23 protein-coding genes are annotated in these 17811 nt (G+C 71.7%); 15 read left to right on the forward strand and 8 right to left on the reverse strand.

Annotation, left to right across the window (positions count from 1 at the left end; genetic code table 11):
- Positions 1–67: 67 nt before the first annotated feature.
- Positions 68–658, reverse strand: a complete 591-nt coding sequence (locus tag AB0M56_RS42890) for a biotin transporter BioY (RefSeq protein ID WP_220243769.1) — start codon at positions 656–658, stop codon at positions 68–70.
- A gap of 178 nt (positions 659–836) precedes the next feature.
- Here AB0M56_RS42890 and AB0M56_RS42895 point away from each other — a divergent pair, with 178 nt between their 5' ends.
- Positions 837–1508, forward strand: a complete 672-nt coding sequence (locus tag AB0M56_RS42895) for a hypothetical protein (RefSeq protein ID WP_364187131.1) — start codon at positions 837–839, stop codon at positions 1506–1508.
- A gap of 17 nt (positions 1509–1525) precedes the next feature.
- On the opposite strand, the gene AB0M56_RS42900 is transcribed toward AB0M56_RS42895, so the two are convergent.
- Positions 1526–2104, reverse strand: coding sequence for an isochorismatase family protein (locus AB0M56_RS42900; RefSeq protein ID WP_364187134.1), 579 nt, complete (start codon positions 2102–2104; stop codon positions 1526–1528).
- 13 nt (positions 2105–2117) lie between these two features.
- Complete coding sequence (locus tag AB0M56_RS42905; RefSeq protein ID WP_364187136.1) at positions 2118–3422, reverse strand: nicotinate phosphoribosyltransferase; 1305 nt, start codon at positions 3420–3422, stop codon at positions 2118–2120.
- A 74-nt stretch (positions 3423–3496) separates the two neighbouring features.
- Between AB0M56_RS42905 and clpS the strand changes: the two genes are divergently transcribed.
- From clpS to AB0M56_RS42920, 3 genes are read left to right on the forward strand one after another with little or no spacing between them, the layout of a single operon-like run.
- The gene (clpS, locus tag AB0M56_RS42910) at positions 3497–3796 is read left to right on the forward strand and encodes an ATP-dependent Clp protease adapter ClpS (RefSeq protein ID WP_220243765.1); all 300 of its coding nucleotides are present in this window, start codon (positions 3497–3499) and stop codon (positions 3794–3796) included.
- Positions 3793–4350 (forward strand): DUF2017 domain-containing protein, encoded by a 558-nt coding sequence (locus tag AB0M56_RS42915; RefSeq protein WP_364187139.1) that lies wholly within the window; start codon positions 3793–3795, stop codon positions 4348–4350. The genes clpS and AB0M56_RS42915 overlap by 4 nt, the downstream gene beginning before the upstream one ends.
- A complete protein-coding gene (locus tag AB0M56_RS42920) occupies positions 4347–5339 on the forward strand; it encodes a P1 family peptidase (protein ID WP_364187141.1) in 993 nt (330 codons plus the stop codon). Before AB0M56_RS42915 ends, AB0M56_RS42920 begins: the two co-directional genes overlap by 4 nt.
- On the opposite strand, the gene AB0M56_RS42925 is transcribed toward AB0M56_RS42920, so the two are convergent.
- Positions 5336–5716: a hypothetical protein gene (locus AB0M56_RS42925; RefSeq protein WP_364187143.1), complete on the reverse strand. Its 381-nt coding sequence runs from the start codon at positions 5714–5716 to the stop codon at positions 5336–5338. The genes AB0M56_RS42920 and AB0M56_RS42925 overlap by 4 nt on opposite strands.
- Before the next feature lie 74 nt (positions 5717–5790).
- On the opposite strand from AB0M56_RS42925, the gene AB0M56_RS42930 reads away from it, so the two are divergent.
- From AB0M56_RS42930 to rdgB, 11 genes are all read left to right on the forward strand, one after another.
- Entirely contained in the window at positions 5791–6207 is a 417-nt protein-coding gene (locus tag AB0M56_RS42930; RefSeq protein ID WP_364187146.1) for a M67 family metallopeptidase, read from the forward strand.
- A gap of 66 nt (positions 6208–6273) precedes the next feature.
- A complete protein-coding gene (locus AB0M56_RS42935; protein ID WP_220243760.1) occupies positions 6274–6552 on the forward strand; it encodes a MoaD/ThiS family protein in 279 nt (92 codons plus the stop codon).
- Positions 6553–6556: 4 nt separating this feature from the next.
- Positions 6557–7507: a cysteine synthase gene (locus AB0M56_RS42940; protein WP_364187149.1), complete on the forward strand. Its 951-nt coding sequence runs from the start codon at positions 6557–6559 to the stop codon at positions 7505–7507.
- Positions 7504–8214 carry an aspartate/glutamate racemase family protein gene (locus tag AB0M56_RS42945; RefSeq protein ID WP_364187151.1) on the forward strand — a complete coding sequence of 237 codons (711 nt, stop codon included), beginning with the start codon at positions 7504–7506 and terminating at the stop codon, positions 8212–8214. Before AB0M56_RS42940 ends, AB0M56_RS42945 begins: the two co-directional genes overlap by 4 nt.
- Positions 8215–8343: 129 nt before the next feature.
- Positions 8344–9504: an NAD(P)/FAD-dependent oxidoreductase gene (locus tag AB0M56_RS42950; RefSeq protein WP_364187153.1), complete on the forward strand. Its 1161-nt coding sequence runs from the start codon at positions 8344–8346 to the stop codon at positions 9502–9504.
- Positions 9505–9514: 10 nt separating this feature from the next.
- On the forward strand, positions 9515–9853 hold the full coding sequence (locus tag AB0M56_RS42955; RefSeq protein ID WP_364187156.1) for a HEAT repeat domain-containing protein: 339 nt from the start codon (positions 9515–9517) through the stop codon (positions 9851–9853).
- A gap of 337 nt (positions 9854–10190) precedes the next feature.
- The gene (locus AB0M56_RS42960) at positions 10191–10838 is read left to right on the forward strand and encodes a rhomboid family intramembrane serine protease (RefSeq protein ID WP_364187270.1); all 648 of its coding nucleotides are present in this window, start codon (positions 10191–10193) and stop codon (positions 10836–10838) included.
- Positions 10835–11641, forward strand: coding sequence for a glutamate racemase (gene murI / locus AB0M56_RS42965; protein ID WP_364187159.1), 807 nt, complete (start codon positions 10835–10837; stop codon positions 11639–11641). Before AB0M56_RS42960 ends, murI begins: the two co-directional genes overlap by 4 nt.
- 10 nt (positions 11642–11651) lie before the next feature.
- Positions 11652–12419, forward strand: a complete 768-nt coding sequence (locus AB0M56_RS42970) for an MBL fold metallo-hydrolase (protein ID WP_364187162.1) — start codon at positions 11652–11654, stop codon at positions 12417–12419.
- 92 nt (positions 12420–12511) lie between these two features.
- Entirely contained in the window at positions 12512–13288 is a 777-nt protein-coding gene (rph, locus tag AB0M56_RS42975) for a ribonuclease PH (protein WP_285972903.1), read from the forward strand.
- Positions 13285–13893 (forward strand): RdgB/HAM1 family non-canonical purine NTP pyrophosphatase, encoded by a 609-nt coding sequence (gene rdgB / locus AB0M56_RS42980; protein ID WP_364187165.1) that lies wholly within the window; start codon positions 13285–13287, stop codon positions 13891–13893. Before rph ends, rdgB begins: the two co-directional genes overlap by 4 nt.
- A 291-nt stretch (positions 13894–14184) precedes the next feature.
- Here the strand turns inward: rdgB and AB0M56_RS42985 are convergent, their stop codons facing one another.
- The 4 genes from AB0M56_RS42985 to AB0M56_RS43000 are packed head-to-tail and all read right to left on the reverse strand — an operon-like array spanning position 14185 to position 17703.
- Positions 14185–14727 carry a hypothetical protein gene (locus tag AB0M56_RS42985; protein ID WP_364187168.1) on the reverse strand — a complete coding sequence of 181 codons (543 nt, stop codon included), beginning with the start codon at positions 14725–14727 and terminating at the stop codon, positions 14185–14187.
- A gap of 11 nt (positions 14728–14738) precedes the next feature.
- Positions 14739–15950, reverse strand: coding sequence for an ABC transporter permease (locus tag AB0M56_RS42990; RefSeq protein WP_364187171.1), 1212 nt, complete (start codon positions 15948–15950; stop codon positions 14739–14741).
- The gene (locus AB0M56_RS42995) at positions 15947–16630 is read right to left on the reverse strand and encodes an ABC transporter ATP-binding protein (protein WP_364187174.1); all 684 of its coding nucleotides are present in this window, start codon (positions 16628–16630) and stop codon (positions 15947–15949) included. Before AB0M56_RS42995 ends, AB0M56_RS42990 begins: the two co-directional genes overlap by 4 nt.
- Positions 16627–17703 carry an HlyD family efflux transporter periplasmic adaptor subunit gene (locus AB0M56_RS43000; RefSeq protein WP_364187177.1) on the reverse strand — a complete coding sequence of 359 codons (1077 nt, stop codon included), beginning with the start codon at positions 17701–17703 and terminating at the stop codon, positions 16627–16629. Before AB0M56_RS43000 ends, AB0M56_RS42995 begins: the two co-directional genes overlap by 4 nt.
- Positions 17704–17811 lie beyond the last annotated feature (108 nt).

The raw sequence follows: 17811 nt of genomic DNA on the forward strand, positions 1-17811 counted from the left end.
GCCGCCGGGGCCGACAGGTTCGGCGCTCCGCCCGCGATCGGGCCGTTCGTGCCGGAGCGCCGCGCACTCAGTCTTCCTTGTGCAGCCGCGCCACCGCGGCCCACGCGAGCGGCAGGACACCCGCCGCCACCACGATCTTCAGCGCGTCGCCGATCAGGAACGGCACCACGCCCTTGGCGAACGCCGTCGAGAAGTCGAAGCCGGCGGCGGCCATCAGCCACGGCACGCCGAACGCGTAGATCACGACGTTGCCGAGCACCATGGTCCCCACCGTGCGCAGCGGAGTGCGGTCACCACCGCGGCGGGCGAGCGCGCCCACGAGCGCACCGGCGAACACGAACCCGACGACGTACCCGGCCGAAGCACCGGACAGCCCCGACGTCGCACCCTGGAACCACGGCACGCCGGCCGCGCCGACGAGCAGGTACAGCAGCATCGAGGCGGCGCCGCGGCGCATGCCGAGCGAAGCGCCCACGAGCAGCGCGGCGAACGTCTGGCCGGTCATCGGCACCGGGCTGCCCGGGACGGGGATGACCAGCTGCGCGGCCACGCCGGTGAGCAGGGCGCCGCCGGCGACCAGCGTCAGGTCGCGCACCAGGGCGCCGGGCACGAGGTCGGCCAGCACCTGGCGGCGGCCGGTGAGGGACAGCGACGACACGGAGACCTCCCACGATCGAAAACGGACGTCCGAGGAGGTTAACGCTCGTTACCCCGGGTTTCTCCCACAAGTTGCGTTCCTCACCACACCACTCGTCCGGGTGGTGTAGGGGTTGTGACGTTTCGCGGGGGTGCCCTGCTGCCGAGGATGCAACCACAGGTCGAAGGGAGCACGGGTGATGCGCGGACGGGTCTTGGTCACGGCGACGGCACTGGTGGGCGCGGCCGCGGCGGGACTACCGGCCCCGGCGCTCGCCGACGGCCCCACCTCCACCGGCTGGGGCTCGTCGGGCAGCGTCGACGTGCTGGTCGACAACCAGCACGTGGTCACCGGCGACCTCGCCCGCTGCGACGCCGACGGTCCCACCACCGCGCGCACCACGGGTGGCGACACCGGCGACGTCGCGGTGTTCGGCCTCGGCGCCACCACCTGCGGCCGCCACGGCGCCGTGGTCACCGTGGCGACGGGCGGTCAGCGGTTCGAGGCCGACGTGCTCAAGCGCTTCGGCGGCCCGGCGATCACCGTCCGCACCTACTCCGCGGGCTGCTCGACCACCAAGAACGGCAGCAGTGGCACGGTCTCGATCGGCGAAGTCGGCGGGTTCACCGTGCCGTCGTCGATCCCCGCGAACTATCGCGTGCTGATCCCCGGCGGCGAGGCGGGCACGGCGCTGGCGGCGGTCACGATCAACGAGACCGTGACCCCGCAGCCCGCCGACGGCAGCCTCGTGACGCACGCCGTGCACATCCAGCTGTTCCCGCAGGGCGGCCCGGCCAGCGGTGACATCTACCTCGGCACCGCTGCCTGCAACCCGTTCGGCAAGGGCGGCGCGCCGCAGCCGCCGGCCTGAGCGCGCTGAGCGTCCACTCAGGACGCGGCAGGCACCACCGCGGTGCCGGAGTAGGTGACACCGGCCTTGTCGAAGTCGGCCAGCGTCGCGTCCACGGTCGGCTGCGAACCGCCGACGGTGAGGTCCAGCAGCACCTTCACACCGAACCCGGCCTGCGCGGCGTCCAGCGCCGTGGCGCGCACGCAGAAGTCCGTGGCGATGCCGACGACCTCGACGTCGGTCACGTCGTTGGCGCGCAGCCACTCCTCGAGCGACCGGCCGTCGCCGGACTTGCCCTCGAAGCCGGAGTACGCCGCGGTGTACTCGCCCTTCGAGAACACGGCCGTGATCGGCACGACGTCGAGCGACGGGTGGAACGACGCGCCCGCGGTGCCCGCGACGCAGTGGCGCGGCCAGCTCGTGGAGAAGTTCGGCGTGTCGCTGAAGTGGTCACCCGGGTCGATGTGGTGGTCGCGGGTGGCGACCACGTGGTCATAGCCCCCTTCGGCGGCTTTGCGCGAGATGGCCTCGGCGGCGGCCGCGCCGCCGGGCAAGCCCAGCGAGCCGCCCTCACAGAAGTCGTTTTGCACGTCCACCACGATCAGCGCGGTTCCCATTTCTCGGCTCCCTCTACAGAAACGTCGTCGGTATCGCGGGCTCGCCGTGCGAGAGCTTGAGCCCTTCCCACGGCAGGCTGATCTGTGCGCGCCGCAACCGGGCGCGCGCGTCGTCCAGCGTGGGCAGATCATCCACCGCGCGGCCGCCGCGCACCAGGGGGATCTGCAGGTCAAGATCGTGTTCCTCGGGCTTCGGGCGGCCCGAGGCCTCCGTCCACACGACCTCTTCCACGGCCGTGCCGGTGGAGCGGTGCCGCCGCAGCGAGTGCTTGCGCCCACCGCGGGATTCCTTGTGCGCGCTGCGTTTCGCGACGGGCCGGCCGTCGACCTCCACAAGCTTGTAGACCATGCCGGCGGTCGGCGCGCCCGAGCCGGTGACCACGGAGGTGCCCACGCCGTACGCGTCCACCGGCTCCGCGCGCAGCGCCGCGATGGCGTGCTCGTCGAGGTCGCCGGACACCACGATGCGGGTGTCCCGCGCACCCAGGGAGTCGAGCTGGTCACGGGCCTTGCGCGCGAGTGGGCCGACGTCCCCCGAGTCGATCCGGATCGCGCCGAGCTCGGACCCGGCCACGTGGACGGCGGTCTCGATGCCGGCGGTGATGTCGTAGGTGTCCACGAGCAGGGTCGTGTCCGGGCCCATCTTGTCCACCTGGGCGCGGAAGGCCTGCTCCTCGCTGTCGTGCAGCAGCATGAAGGCGTGGGCGACGGTGCCGCGCGTGGGAATGCCGTAGCGGCGCCCGGCCTCGAGGTTCGACGTGGTCGCGAAGCCCGCGATGTATGCGGCGCGCGCGGCGGCGACGGCGGCGTACTCGTGGGTGCGGCGCCCGCCCATCTCGATGATCGGACGCCCGTGCGCGGCGCCGGCCATGCGGGCGGCCGCGGAGGCGATGGCGCTGTCGTGGTTGAGGATCGACAGCGCCAGCGTCTCCAGCACCACGGCCTCGGCGAACGTGCCGCTCACGGTGAGGATCGGCGAGCCCGGGAAGTACAGCTCACCCTCGGAGTAGCCCTCGATGTCGCCGGAGAACTCGTAGCCGGCCAGCCACGACAGCGTCGCGTCGTCGACCACCGCCGTCTGCTCCAGGACGGTCAGTTCGGCGTCGGTGAACCGGAAGTCGGCGATCGCGTCGAGGACGCGCGCGGTTCCGGCGACGACGCCGTAGCGCCGCCCGTCGGGCAGCCGGCGCGCGAAGACCTCGAACACGCAGGGCCGCTCCGCGGTCCCGTCGGCCAGCGCGCTGCCCAGCATGGTCAGCTCGTAGTGGTCGGTGAGCAGCGCCGTGCTGGCGCTGGTGACCGGCTCGGGTGCACCCATGGGGCCAGCCTATTCACCCACATGGCCGGACCTGGCGCGGCGTACCCCGTGACCCCCGTGACACCATGGGGTGCATGTCCACGCCTGTCGCATCCGAACAGACGCAGGTTGATCCACTCGGGGCAGAGGTCGCCGAGGAGGACAAGCCCTGGCGGACCGTCGTGTGGAACGATCCGGTCAACCTGATGTCGTACGTGACGTACGTGTTCCAGAAGCTGTTCGGCTACAGCCGGGACCACGCCACGAAACTGATGCTCGACGTGCACCACAAGGGCAAGGCGATCGTGTCGTCGGGGTCCAAGGAGAAGGTGGAGACGGACGTGGCGAAGCTGCACGCCGCCGGGCTGTGGGCGACGATGGAGCAGCCCTCGTGAAGGCGTGGCGCCGCAAGGGCGACGTGATCCTCGCGGGGTTCGAGCAGCAGGAGGCCGCCGTGCTGCGCGGCCTGGTCAGCCAGCTCGAGGACATGCTGCGCGCGCGAGGGGACGAGGCGCCGCAGGACGAGCTTTCCGAGCTCACCGGCATCCGCACCGGCCCGTCGGAGTCGCCCGACGACCCGGTGCTCTCGCGGCTGCTGCCCGATTTTCACAAGCTCGACCCCGACAACCCCTCGCGCGAGGACCTCGACTCCGCGGCGGCCATGCGTTCGCTGCACGAGCCCGAGCTGCTGGAGACGAAGGTCGGCGTGGCGAAGGTCGTGCTCGACACGCTGCCGCGCGACGGCGGCGACGTGCACTTGGACGTCGAGCAGGCCGACGCGTGGCTGGGCGCGCTCAACGACGTGCGCCTCGCGCTGGGCACGGCGCTCGACGTCACCGAGGACATGCCCGACGAGCTGCCCGACGACGACCCGCGCGCCCCGCACCTTGGCGTGTACCACTGGCTGACCTGGGTGCAGGAGACGCTGATCCAGGCGCTGACCGCGTGATCACCGACGTTCCCGGTGTCCTCGTCGGGCACCACCACCGCCTCGGCGACGGCTGGGCCACCGGCACCACCGTGGTCCTCGTACCGGACGGCGCGACGGGCGCGGTCGACCAGCGTGGTGGCGCGCCCGGCACGCGCGAGACCAACCTGCTGGAGCCGGAGAACCTGGTGCAGCGCGTGAACGCCGTGTGCCTGTCGGGCGGCAGCGCGTACGGGCTGGCCGCGGCCGACGGCGTGATGCGCTGGCTTTCGGAGCGGAACCTGGGCTTCCCCGTCGGGCTCCAGCCGCACGAGGTCGTGCCCATCGTGCCCGGCGCGGTGCTGTTCGATCTTCCCCGCAGCGACTGGGGCAACCGGCCGGACGCGGCTTTCGGTTACGCCGCTTGCGAAGCGGCCTCGAAGACGTTCGCCTCGGGCACGGTCGGCGCCGGCACCGGGGCCGTGGTCGGGTCGCTCAAGGGCGGCATCGGCTCGGCGAGTGAGGTGGTCGACGGCGTGACCGTCGGGGCGCTGGCGGCCGTGAACGCCGGCGGCGAGGCCGTGGACTTCGCGACCGGGCGCGCGTTCGCCGCGGACCACGAGGTCGCGGGCGAGTTCGACGTCCGCTGGCCTTCGCGGCCGGGCGAGGTGCCACCGGCGCGGACCGACCTGAACACCACGATCGGCGTGGTCGCGTGCGACGCGGCGCTGTCGAAAGCCGAGGCGCGCCGGCTCGCGGTGGCGGCGCAGGACGGCCTGGCCCGCGCCGTGCGCCCGGCCCACACGATGTTCGACGGCGACACGGTCTTCGCACTGGCCACGGGGGCTCGCGAGTTGCCCGCCGGCGTCGGCACGTTCGCCGACGGGCAGCGCGCGGCGGCGCTCGACGCGTTGTGCTCGGCCGCCGCGCGGGTGTTCGCCCGCGCGATGGTCCACGGGCTGCTCACGGCCACCGCGGCCGGTGGGGTTGCGGCGTACCGGGACGTGTGGCCCGAGGCGTTCGAGGGTTAGAGGTCCGGCAGCGGGTCCCGCGGGGCCCACACGCCGTCGCGTTCGAGGTCGGCGGCCCGGATCGCGACGATGTCGGCCTCGTCGATCTCCAGCACGAGGTCCGCGAACGAGACCGTCGGACCCAGCGAGGGGTGCTCCTCAACCGGCCCCAGCTCGGTGGAGCGCGGCAGCACCTCCCACACCGCCTTCGGCCGCAGCCGCCTGAAGCGGCCGCAGGCGAGCACGACCACGCGGCGGTCGGTGACCACCACCAGGAAGCCGTAGAGCGCCGCCATCCCGTTGAGGTAGAGCGAGTTGCCGGGGAACACGTACTGGATCCGGTCGCCGTCGGGCAGGAACGGCAGGCAACGGTCGCGGACCTTCGTCGGTACAGGCACGCCTGAAATTGTCCCCGACCAGGTGCGTGAGCGGAAGGTCTCACAGTCTGGACAGGGTGGGTCCACCACCTAAGATGTCGAATGTGCTCCGGATCCGCCGTGAATTCGTCGACGAGATCGTCGCCCACGCCCGCCATGACCACCCCGACGAGGCGTGTGGGGTGATCGCCGGTCCCGTGGGCTCCGACAGCCCCGAACGGTTCATCCCGATGCTGAACGCGGCGCGGTCACCGACGTTCTACGAGTTCGACTCGGGTGACCTGCTCAAGCTCTACCGCGAGATGGACGCCAACGACGAGGTGCCCGTGGTGATCTACCACTCGCACACCGCGACGGAGGCCTACCCGTCGCGCACCGACGCGAACATCGCCGCCGAACCCGACGCGCACTACGTGCTCGTCTCCACGAAAGACCCCGATTCGCACGAGTTCCGCTCGTACCGGATCGTGGACGCCGAGATCACCGAGGAGCCGGTCGAGATCGTCGACTGAGCTGCCGGAATAAGGGCTGCGTCCCGCGCGTCAGCTTCACAGAACCCACTTCGGAGGTAGAAAACCATGGCCGTGACCGTCTCCATCCCGACCATCCTGCGCACGCACACCGGCGGCGAGAAGTCCGTCGAGGCGGCGGGCAAGACCGTCCTCGAGGTGATCGACGACGTCGAGTCGCGCCACTCCGGGCTGAAGGCGCGCCTGGTCAAGGAGGAGAAGCTGCACCGCTTCATCAACGTCTACGTCAACGACGAGGACGTGCGCTTCGCCGGCGGCCTCGCGGCCGAGGTGAAGGACGGCGACACGCTGACCATCCTGCCCGCCGTGGCCGGCGGCGCGCGCTAAACCCATGGCCCGCTACGAGTCCCTCCTCGACGCGCTCGGCGGCACGCCGCTCGTGGGGCTGCCCCGGCTTTCGCCCACCCACGACGTGCGGTTGTGGGCGAAACTCGAGGACCGCAACCCGACCGGTTCGATCAAGGACCGGCCGGCGCTGGCCATGATCGAGGCCGCCGAGCGTGAGGGCCGCCTGCGGCGTGGCTCGACGATCCTCGAGCCGACCTCGGGCAACACCGGTATCTCGCTCGCCATGGCCGCGAAGCTCAAGGGCTACGGCCTGGTGTGCGTGATGCCGGAGAACACCTCCACCGAGCGCAAGCAGCTGCTGCAGGCCTACGGCGCGCGGATCGTGTTCTCGCCGGCGGCGGGCGGCTCGAACGAAGCCGTGCGGCGGGCCAAGGACCTGGCCGAGCAGAACCCCGACTGGGTGATGCTCTACCAGTACGGCAACCCGGCGAACGCCGACGCGCACTACCGCGGGACGGGCCCTGAGCTGCTGAAGGACCTGCCGACGATCACCCACTTCGTCGGCGGCCTCGGCACCACGGGCACCTTGGTGGGTGTCGGGCGGTACCTGCACGAGGCGAAGCCCGGCGTGCAGATCATCGCGGCCGAGCCCCGTTACGGCGAGCTCGTGTACGGCCTGCGCAACCTCGACGAGGGGTTCGTGCCGGAGCTGTACGACCCCAGCGTGCTGAACGGGCGCTACTCCGTCGGCGCGTACGACGCGCTTCGGCGGACGCGTGAGCTGCTGGAGAACGAGGGCATCTTCGCGGGTATTTCCACGGGTGCGGTCCTGCACGCGGCGTTGGCCGTCGCCGAGAAGGCCGCCGCTCGCGGGGAGGCCGCGGACGTCGCCTTCGTCGTGGCGGACGCCGGCTGGAAGTACCTGTCCACGGGCGCGTACGCGGGTTCGCTCGACGAAGCCGCCGCGCGGCTGGACGGGCAGCTCTGGGCGTGAAGACGATCGGGCTCCTGGGCGGCATGAGCTGGGAGTCTTCGGCGGAGTACTACCGCCTGGTGAACGAGCGCGTGCGGTCGGCGCTGGGCGGGTTCCACTCCGCGCGGGTGGTGCTGTACTCCGTGGACTTCGCGGAGATCGAAGCGCTGCAGGCTTCGGGTGACTGGGCGGCGGCGGGGGAGTTGCTGGCCGCCGCCGCTTCGGCCTTGGAAGCGGCCGGCGCGGACGTGATCGTGTTGTGCACCAACACGATGCACAAGGTTGCTTCGGCCTTGCGGCTGCGGGTGCCGTTCCTGCACCTGGGGGACACGACGGCCGCGGCGGTGTTGTTCGCCGGGATTTCCTCAGTGGGCCTGCTGGGGACGGCGTTCACGATGAGCCAGCCGTTCTACCGTGAACGCCTTGCGGCGCACGGACTCTCGGTGCTGGTTCCGTCCGAAGTGGACCAGGAGCTGGTGCACCGGGTGATCTACGACGAGCTGGTGCACGGTGTTGTCCGGCCGTCTTCGCGGGCGGCTTATCGCGAGGTGATCGCGCGGCTGGTCGAGGGCGGCGCGCGGGGCGTGATCTACGGCTGCACGGAGATCGAGCTGCTGGTCGACCAGTCCGACAGCTCGGTTCCGGTCTTCCCGACCACACGGCTGCACGCGGAGGCCGCGGTGGACTGGGCGTTGGGGCTTCGGGAGCTGCCGCCGGCTCCGGCCTGAGCTTCTGGCAGCGTGCTGGCAGGGCGTGCCAGGTGGGTGGCAGCGCGGTGTGCGCGCCGTGCCAGTGGATCACGGCAGCCTTGGGTTCGAGCGGCTTTCCGCGCCGCTGTCGAACTCGAAGGAGCCACCATGAACACCGTCACGATCATCGGCGCCGGCCTCGGCGGCCTCACCCTCGCCCGCGCCCTGCACGTCCACGGCATTCCCGCGACCGTCTACGAAGCCGAGGCGTCCGCGGGTGCGCGGGCGCAGGGCGGGATGCTCGACATCCACGACTACAACGGCCAGATCGCCGTCGCGGCTTGCGGCCTGACGGACGAGTTCACCGGCCTCATTCTCGATGGCCGTCAGCAGATGCGGATCCTCGACAAGCACGGGACCGTGCTGCTCGACAAGGCCGACGACGGCACCGGAGGCCGCCCTGAAGTGCAACGCGGGGAGCTGCGGCAGCTGCTGCTTGACTCACTTCCCGCCGGCACCGTGCGCTGGGGTCACAAGGTCACCTCGGCCCGCACGCTCGCGGACGGCCGCCACGAGGTGACGTTCGCCGACGGCAGTGTCGTGCTCGCCGACCTGCTGGTCGGTGCGGACGGCGCGTGGTCCCGCGTCCGCCCGCTGCTTTCGTCCGCCGTCCCGACGTATGCGGGCACGGCAATGGTCGAGACCTACCTGTTCGAGGCCGACACCCGCCACCCCGCCACCGCCGCGGTCGTCGGCGGCGGCTCGCTGGGCGCGATGGGGTCGGACAAGGGGATCATGGCCCACCGCGAAAGCGGGGACACGCTTCACACGTACGTGTCGCTGACGCGTTCGCTGGACTGGTTCGAGGCGATCGACTTCACCGATCCCGCGGTGTCCGCTGCCCGTGTCGCCGAGGAATTCGCCGGCTGGGCCCCGGAAATCACCGCGCTGATCACCGACGGCGACACCCCGCCGGTACTGCGCCCGCACTACGTCCTGCCGCTCGAGCACCGCTGGGCCCGCGTCCCGGGTGTCACCCTCGTCGGCGACGCGGCCCACCTCATGCCGCCCAACGGCGAAGGCGCCAACCTAGCCATGCTCGACGCCGCGGAGCTCGCCCAGGCCCTTGCCGCCCACCCGGCCGACGTCGAGACCGCGCTCGCCGCGTACGAGGCGACGATGTTCCCGCGCAGCACCGAAATCGCGGTCACCAGCGCCGAGTTCGAGGAGGCGATGGCCGGGCAGTCCGAGGAGTCCGCCACGGAAAACATGATCAAGATCTTCTCCGAACTGAACGCGGGCGAGAGCCCCTTCGAATCTCGGCGTTAGCCTCGAAGCCGTGCCCGACACCTTCGAGACCGCCCTGCGGATGATGCGGCGCCACGACCCGCACACGCAGGAAGAGGGTTTTCAGCTCCTGCTCGCCGAGGTCGAGGACCACGTCAAGGAGCTGATCGCGGAGTTCGAGCGGGCAACCCAGGACATCGGCTTGCGCCGCTGGCTGCTGGAGCTGCTCGGCGAGGCGGCGGCGCCCGAGGCGCTGCCCGTCTTCGCCGCGCAGCTCGACAGCCACGACGAAGCTTTGCGCTCCTGGGCGCTTCGGGGGCTGGAGCGGCTGGACACCCGCGAAGCCCGGACGGTTCTGTGGCGGGCGCGGGCCAACGGGACGATCACCTAGGTCGCGCCCGGTTCGGGTGGAGGCGTCGGCCCGGGGTCGGACGATGGGCCACCCTGCCCGGACCGGCCGTGGCGGCCGTGTCTGCGTGCGGCGCGGCTGGGGCCGGTAGGTGGGCCACCGTGCCGCAACGCTTGCCGGCCAGGGCAGGCCGGATGCCGCCGGGTCGAGGCCGCCCGGCCGTGTATGCGCGTGGCGTAGTGGTTTGGCGAGCCGGCCCCGGCACCTTCGCGGCGGCCGCGAGCACGGCCCTGAACTCGAACATCAGGGAATTCACCCGAGGCCACCCGGACCGGACGGACGTAGCCTGGAACCCGTGAGCACACTCCCACCGCAGCCCATGCCGTTCGGGGACCAGCCGGCGGACAAGGCGAAGGCCACCGACGTGGCGAAGCGCATCCTGCCGCCCAACCCCAAGGCGGCGGCGATCGTCGCGGTGGGGTTCACGCTCGTGCTCTACCTGGTGGAGCTGCTGGACGTGATCCTGCCCGCGAACCTCGACCACGGGGGCATCGTGTCGAGGCAGCTGTCGGGGCTCGACGGGATCCTGTGGGCGCCGCTGCTGCACGCCGGGTGGGGGCACCTTTTCTCGAACACCGTGCCGGTGCTCGTGCTGTCGTTCCTGGCGATGGCAGCGGGGATCGGGCGCTGGGCGGTGGTCACGGCGATCATCTGGATCGTGTCGGGCCTGGGGGTCTGGCTGGTCGGGCCGTCGAACGCCTACACGGTCGGCGCGTCCGGGCTGGCGTTCGGGTGGCTGGCGTTCTTGCTGGTCCGCGGCATCTTCAACCGGGCGTTCGGGCAGATCGTGGTGGCGATCGTGCTGCTGGGCGTGTGGAGCGGGATGCTGTGGGGCCTGCTGCCGGGCAACCCCGGCATCTCCTGGCAGGGCCACCTGTTCGGTGCGCTCGCCGGTGTTCTCGCGGCCTGGCTGACGGCGCGGGGCGACCGTCCCAAGAAGAAGGCGGCCGGTAGCCTCGAGGTGTGAGCACCCCGACCGCCGACGCGCCCATCGGGGTTTTCGATTCCGGCGTCGGCGGTCTCACCGTCGCCCGGTCGATCCTCGAGCTGCTGCCGGCCGAGCAGCTGCGCTACGTCGGCGACACGGCACGCAACCCGTACGGCCCCCTCCCCATCGCGACGGCCCGCCAGTACGCCCTCGAAGCCCTCGACGACCTCGTCGAAGGTGGTGTGAAAGCCCTGGTCATCGCGTGCAACACGGCCTCGGCCGCCTGCCTGCGCGACGCCCGCGAACGCTACGACGTCCCCGTCATCGAGGTCGTCCTGCCCGCCGCTCGCCGCGCCGCGTCGGTCACGCACAGTGGCCGGGTGGGGGTGATCGGGACCGAGGGGACCGTTCGCTCACGGGCGTACGACGACGCTTTCGCCGCGGCGCCCGACGTGCAGCTCACGAGCGTCGCTTGCCACCGGTTCGTCGACTTCGTGGAGCGCGGTATCACGTGCGGGCGCCAGATCCTGGGCCTCGCGCAGGGTTATCTGCAGCCGCTGCTCGAAGCCGAGGTCGACACCCTCGTGCTCGGCTGCACGCACTACCCGCTGCTTTCCGGCGTGCTCCAGATCGTGATGGGCCAGGACGTCACGCTCGTGTCCAGCGCGGACGAGACGGCCAAGGACCTCTACCGCGTGCTCACCGAGCTCGACCTGCTGGCCGATCGCGACAGGCCGCCGCAGCACGAGTTCCTGGCCACGGGATCGCCGGAGCCGTTCACGCGGCTGGCGGCGCGGTTCATGGGATTTGCGCCGGGTGTCCTCGCGCCGACCAGCGCCTAGGCTGAACCCTGTGCGACTGACGATCCTCGGCTGCTCGGGCAGCGTCCCCGGCCCGAACGCCGCCGCGTCCGGGTATCTGCTGGAAGCGGAGGGGTTCCGCCTGGGCCTCGAGCTCGGCAACGGCGCGTTCGCGCAGCTGCAGACAGTGCTCGATCCGTTCGACCTCGACGCGCTCCTCCTGTCGCACCTGCACTCGGACCACTGCGCCGACGTCAACTCCCTCACGGTGCTGCGCCGCTACCACCCGGCGCCGCCGTACCCGGCCCGGCCGCGGCAGCTGCCGCTCTACGCCCCGGCGGACGCGCCTGCGCGGCTGGCCCACGCGTACGCCGCCGACGCCGACGAGCGCGCCGCCGTGGACCTGTCCGACGTCTACGCCTTCCACACGCTGCGTGAGGAAACCGTGCGGATCGGGCCGTTCGACGTGACGGCAGCCGTGGTGCAGCACCCGACGCCGGCGTTCGGCCTGCGGATCTCCTATGGCGGCGCCCTCCTCGCCTACACCGGCGACACCGGCCCGTGCGCCGCGCTGGGCGAGCTGGCCGACGGCGTGGACGTACTGCTGTCCGAGGCTTCCTGGACGGACGCGGCCGACCGGCCCGACGGCGTGCACCTGTCCGGAAAACAGGCCGGTGAGCTGGCGAAGGACGCCGGCGTCGGGCGGTTGCTGCTCACCCACGTCGCGCCGTGGACCGACAGCCGCGCGGTGCTCGCGGAGGCGACGGCGGTGTTCCCGGACAGCGAGCTCGTGACGCAGGGCGCCGTCTACGACATCTGACCGGCGGGCTGTCGGGCGCAAGCTCTGAACTCCGCCTTCCTCCCCTCCACCGCCCTCAACGGAGTGGCAGGCCACGCAGTATCTTCTCAGGCGTGACGAGGAAAGATGGCAGGAACGACGACCAGCTCCGCGACATCAAGATCACCCGCGGGTTCCAGAAGTGGCCTGCCGGTTCGGTGCTCATCGAGTTCGGCAACACGCGCGTGCTGTGCGCGGCCAGCGTCACTGAAGGCGTGCCGCGCTGGCGGGCGGGCTCCGGGCTCGGCTGGGTCACGGCGGAGTACGCGATGCTCCCGTCGGCCACCAACACCCGCGGCGACCGCGAAGCCGTGAAGGGCCGCATCGGCGGCCGCACCCACGAGATCTCCCGGCTGATCGGCCGGTCGCTGCGCGCGTGCATCGACCTCGCGGCGCTGGGCGAGAACACGATCGTGATCGACTGCGACGTGATCCAGGCCGACGGCGGCACCCGCACCGCCGCGGTCACCGGCGGCTACGTCGCCCTGCGCGACGCCATCACGTGGCTCGGCGCGGCCAACCGGCTCAACGACCCGCAGCCGCTGTCGTCCTCGGTCGCCGCGGTGAGTGTCGGCGTGGTCGACGGGCGCGTGCGCTTGGACCTGCCGTACGAGGAGGACTCGCGCGCGGAGGTCGACATGAACGTCGTCGCCACCGACGCCGGCACGCTCATCGAGGTGCAGGGCACGGGCGAGGGCGCCACCTTCGCACGGTCCACTTTGGACACCATGCTCGACCTGGCGCTCGCCGGCTGCGCGACGCTCACGCAGCTGCAGAACGAAGCGCTGGCGCTGCCGTACCCGGGCGAGCTGCCGCAGCCGCGCCCGGACAAGAAGAAGGGCGCCAAGTGACGAAGCTGCTGCTGGCCACGCGCAACCAGAAGAAGCTCGGCGAGCTGCGGCGCATCCTCGAGGCCGAGGGCATCTCCGGCATCGAGGTGCTGGGCCTCGCCGACGTCGACGAGTTCCCCGAGGCCCCGGAAACCGCGCCGGACTTCGAGGGCAACGCCGTCGCGAAGGCCCGCGACGCCGTCGCGGCCACGGGTTTGCCCGCCGTCGCCGACGACTCCGGCCTGGCGGTCGACGCGCTGAACGGCATGCCCGGCATCCTCTCCGCCCGCTGGTCCGGCCGCCACGGCGACGACGACGCCAACCTCGACCTGGTGCTCGCCCAGCTCACCGACACCCCCGGCGACCGCCGCGGTGCGGCCTTCGTCTGCGCCGCCGCCCTCGTCCTCCCGTCCGGCGAGGAAACCATCGTCCGCGGCGAATGGCGCGGCACCCTGCTGCGCGAACGCCGCGGCACTAACGGCTTCGGCTACGACCCCATCTTCGTCCCGGACGGCGAGTCCCGTTCGTCGGCGGAACTGGAACCGTCCGAAAAGGACGCGGCCTCCCACCGGGGCCGCGCGTTGCGGGCGCTGCTGCCGGCGCTGCGCGACCTCGCCAAGGCCTGACGCGGCCGCTGGTTATGCAGCCGGCCTCGACGTGCGGGTCGAGGCCGGCGCACCTTGGCCGGGCGGCGGCTGAGCTCGGTTGCGGCTTGGTGACCGCCCCGGACGGCGAGTCCTGCTGTTTGCCGGCACTGATACCGTCCGATAGGACACTGCTTCGTGCCGGGCCGCTGTTGCCGGCGCTGCGGGACCGCCTCGGCCCGGCTGATTCCGGTCGCGTCTGGCCCTTCCCCGAGTACCCCGATGTGGCATTCGGTGCACTGAACGCACCGAACGCCACATCGGCGCGGCCGGCTACTTGTCGCTCGGTCCCATCACCTGGACTTCGCACCCCTGCTCGATCTTGTCCGAGTTCGGCGGCTGGCTGTTGCTCGTGTAGTGCCACGGAGACTCGTCGTCATCCGGGTCTTCGGCGACGTGCATGCCCTGCGACGTCATGCATTCGACCCAGCGGTGCAGGTTGTCCTTGTACGCCGGGTTCGCCGGGTCCTCGCCCCACGGCAGCAGGGGCAGCTTGGACCGGCACGCGTCGCCGGCGGCCTGGTGGTCCTTGGACCACTGTTCGGCGCCCGCGATGCTGTGGGGCTGCTGGTCGACGTCCGCGTCGTGGTCCTTCATGCAGGTGCGCCACGGTTCGATGAGCCGCTGGGAGTCTTCCGGCGATTCGTCGACGCGGTGGCGGCGGCGGCCGCCGTCGGCGTCGGTCGAGGCAGGCGCCGAGGACGACGCGGTCACCGACGGCGTGCCCAGCGAAGCGACCTGAGGGCTGGAAGGCGCGGGCGACGAACACGCCGCGAGAACCAGCGCCAGCCCCGCGAGCCAGACCACTTTGGACATTTGAAGCTCCCTCATGTCGTTGCCAGCGCCTGCGTCGGGGTGAGCCGAGATGCGCGGATCGACGGATGGATCCCCGCCAGCGCACCCACCACCAGTGCGCCCGCCACGCCACCGGCCACGGACAGTGGCGGGATCACGGGCGGCCACCCTTGGTACGTCGTGTAAAGCAGCGTCACCACGATCCCCAGCACCGTCCCCGCCAACCCGCCGAGACCGGAAAGGGCCACCGCCTCAGTGAGGAACTGCCCGCGGATCTGCCCCCTAGTCGCCCCCAGCGCGCGCCGCAGGCCGATCTCGCGACGGCGTTCCAGCACCGAGATGAACATCGTGTTGGCCACGCCGACCCCACCGACCAGCAGCGCGACCCCCGCCAGCCCGAGGAACAGCGCGGAGAACGTCGTCTGGCTCGCCTGCTTGGCCGCCAGCGCGTCCGACGGCCGGCTCACCGAAACCAACCCCGGCAGCTGCGGGTACAGCGTCGCGGGCAGCACCGCGCGTACGTCGGGAATCGCGTCTTCGCGCGCCTTCACGTAGATCACCGTCGGGTGGCCGTCGAAGCCGAGGAACTGCTTCGCCGAACCCCAGCCGACGAGCACCGCGCGCTCGATGTCCGGCGCGAGCGGCATCGGCGCCAGCACGCCCGTCACGGTGTACCACTGCTTGCCGATCATCACGATCGGCGCGGGCCGCCCGGGCGTCACCGCGGGAATGCCGAGCCGCGACGCCGCGACGTACCCGAGCACGACCGCGGGCAGGTTCTGCGTTGCCGCGTCGAGGAACTTGCCGCTCTGCACGGTGCCGTTGAGCGCGGACAGCAGGTCCGGGCTGCTCGCCAGCACGGCGAGACCCGAGCCGTCCAGCGGGTCGGTCAGATCGGAGCGCCGCACGGTCTGGTGCGTGTTCGCGACGGCCGCCGCCGTGGTGACCGGGCCGATCCGCGCGACGCTGCCGACGGACGACTCCGGCAGCAGCACCGGCGGCGTCTGGTTCGGCTGCGGTTCGGCGCGCAGCATGTTCGTGCCCAGCGCTGTCAGCTTGTCCAGCAGCGCGGCCTGGCTGGAGGCGGGAATGCCCGTGACCACGATCATCGTCGCGATGCCGAGTGAAATCCCGAGCGCCGACAGCGCCGCGCGCAGCCGCCGGGTGCTGATGCCGAGCAGGCCGAGACGCAGGACGTCGCGCAGGCCCAGGCGCACCGGGCGCGTGTCGAGTGCTGTGCTCACGCGGCACTCACCACGAGGTCCTGCACGATCCGGCCGTCGCGGAACTCGATGCGCCGCGGCAGGCTCGCCGCGATGTCGCGGTCGTGCGTGATGATCGCGATGGTCGTTCCCTCGGCGTTGAGGCCGTGGAGCAGCTCCAGCACGGCGCGGCCGTTGGCGGTGTCGAGCGCGCCCGTCGGCTCGTCGGCGAGCACGAGCGCGGGGTCGTTGACCACGGCCCGCGCGATCGCGACCCGCTGGCGTTCACCACCGGAAAGCTCGTGCGGCCGGTGGCCTACGCGGTGCGCGAGCCCGACCCGGCCCAAGGCCTCCAGAGCGAGCGAACGACGTTGCTTGCGCGGCACCCCGGCGTAGAGCAGGCCGGTGGCCACGTTCTCCGCCGCGCTGAGGCCGTCGGTGAGGTGGAACTGCTGGAACACGAACCCGAGCCATCGGCCGCGCAGCGCGGACAGCCGCCGGTCGCTCAGCTGCGTCACATCCTGGCCGCCGAGCTCGACGGTGCCGGAGGTCGGCAGGTCGAGCGTGCCGACGATGTTCAGCAGCGTCGACTTGCCCGAACCGGACGGTCCCACGATCGCCAGCAGCTCACCCTCGGCGACGGCTAGCGACACGTCGTCGAGCGCCTTCACACCCCCGGCGTAGTGCTTGCTCACCACGCGCAGGGCCAGCACCGGCGTCACCTGGTCGTCACCACCCGCAGGCCCTCGGTGATGCCCGGGCCGCTGATCTCCACCTGGTCGCGGGCGAACATGCCCGTCTTCACCGGCACGAGCTTCCCGCCCTGCAGCTGCACGGCGTAGCCGCCTTCGCGCAACGCGACCAGCGCGCCGAGCGGCACGGCCAGCACGCCGGCGTGGGTCTCGGTGGCCACCTTGACCTGCACCGACGCCGAGTCGAGGTCACCGACGTCGGAGGCGTTCGCGGGCACCACGGTCACGTTGATCTTCGGCAGCCCCTGCGCCGGGTCGCCGCCAGACGGATCGCCGCCGGTCACGGCGGTGCTCACCGACGTGACCTTCGCCGGGATCTCCTTGCCGTCCGGGCGCACCATCGTCACGTCCATGCCGGTCTTCACCGAGCCGACCTCCGCCGCGTCCACGGGCGCGATCACGACCTTCGCCGTCGGCGTCGTGGTGAGCAGCGGGCCCGCGGCGGGGTCGCCGAGCTGGGCCGTCACGCTGTTCACGCGCGCCTCGCCGGGCAGCACCACGACCTGGCCGACATCGAGCGTGCCCGTGTCCGGCAGGCCGGCCTTCTTCTCCCACTTCTTCAGCGCGTCGGCGAACGTGAACTTCGCCTTCTGCGGATCCTTCGCGCGCGTGCCGACGGAGTAGCCGAGGCGGGCGAGGTTCTCGGCCACCGTGGCGACGTCCGGGCCGGTCAGGCCGGGGTTGTCGAGCTTGCGGAACAGCGGCGTGTCACCGAAGAACACCGGCACTCCCACGCCGTTCACGGAGTACAGCGGCTTCCCGCGCTGGGCCACGGTGCCGACGTCCGGCAGCCGCGTGACCACGCCGGCGCCCGCGCCCTTGAGCGGCTCGGGCGTGCCGAAACCGAGGGTGCCGGTGAACGTCCGCGTGTTCGACAGGTCGGTCTCGGCCACGGCGACGGTGGTCACGGCGGGCGGGGGAGCCGCGGCTTCCGCCGTGTCGCGGCCGTGGTCGATGGCCACGTACGCGCCGACGCCGAGCAGCACCACAACGGCGGCCGAGGCTGAGACGGCGATCGCGCGCCGCCGGGACTTACCGGCCACTGACGGCCTCCATCATCGCTTCTCCGCTTCCATCACCCGGCGCGTCCGAAGTGGACTGAGCCGGTGGGTCCGGAGGCCACTATCGCGGCGAATTGTCAGGAAGCCGTC

This window comes from Amycolatopsis sp. NPDC051372 (genome assembly GCF_040682095.1).
Lineage (GTDB): Bacteria > Actinomycetota > Actinomycetes > Mycobacteriales > Pseudonocardiaceae > Amycolatopsis.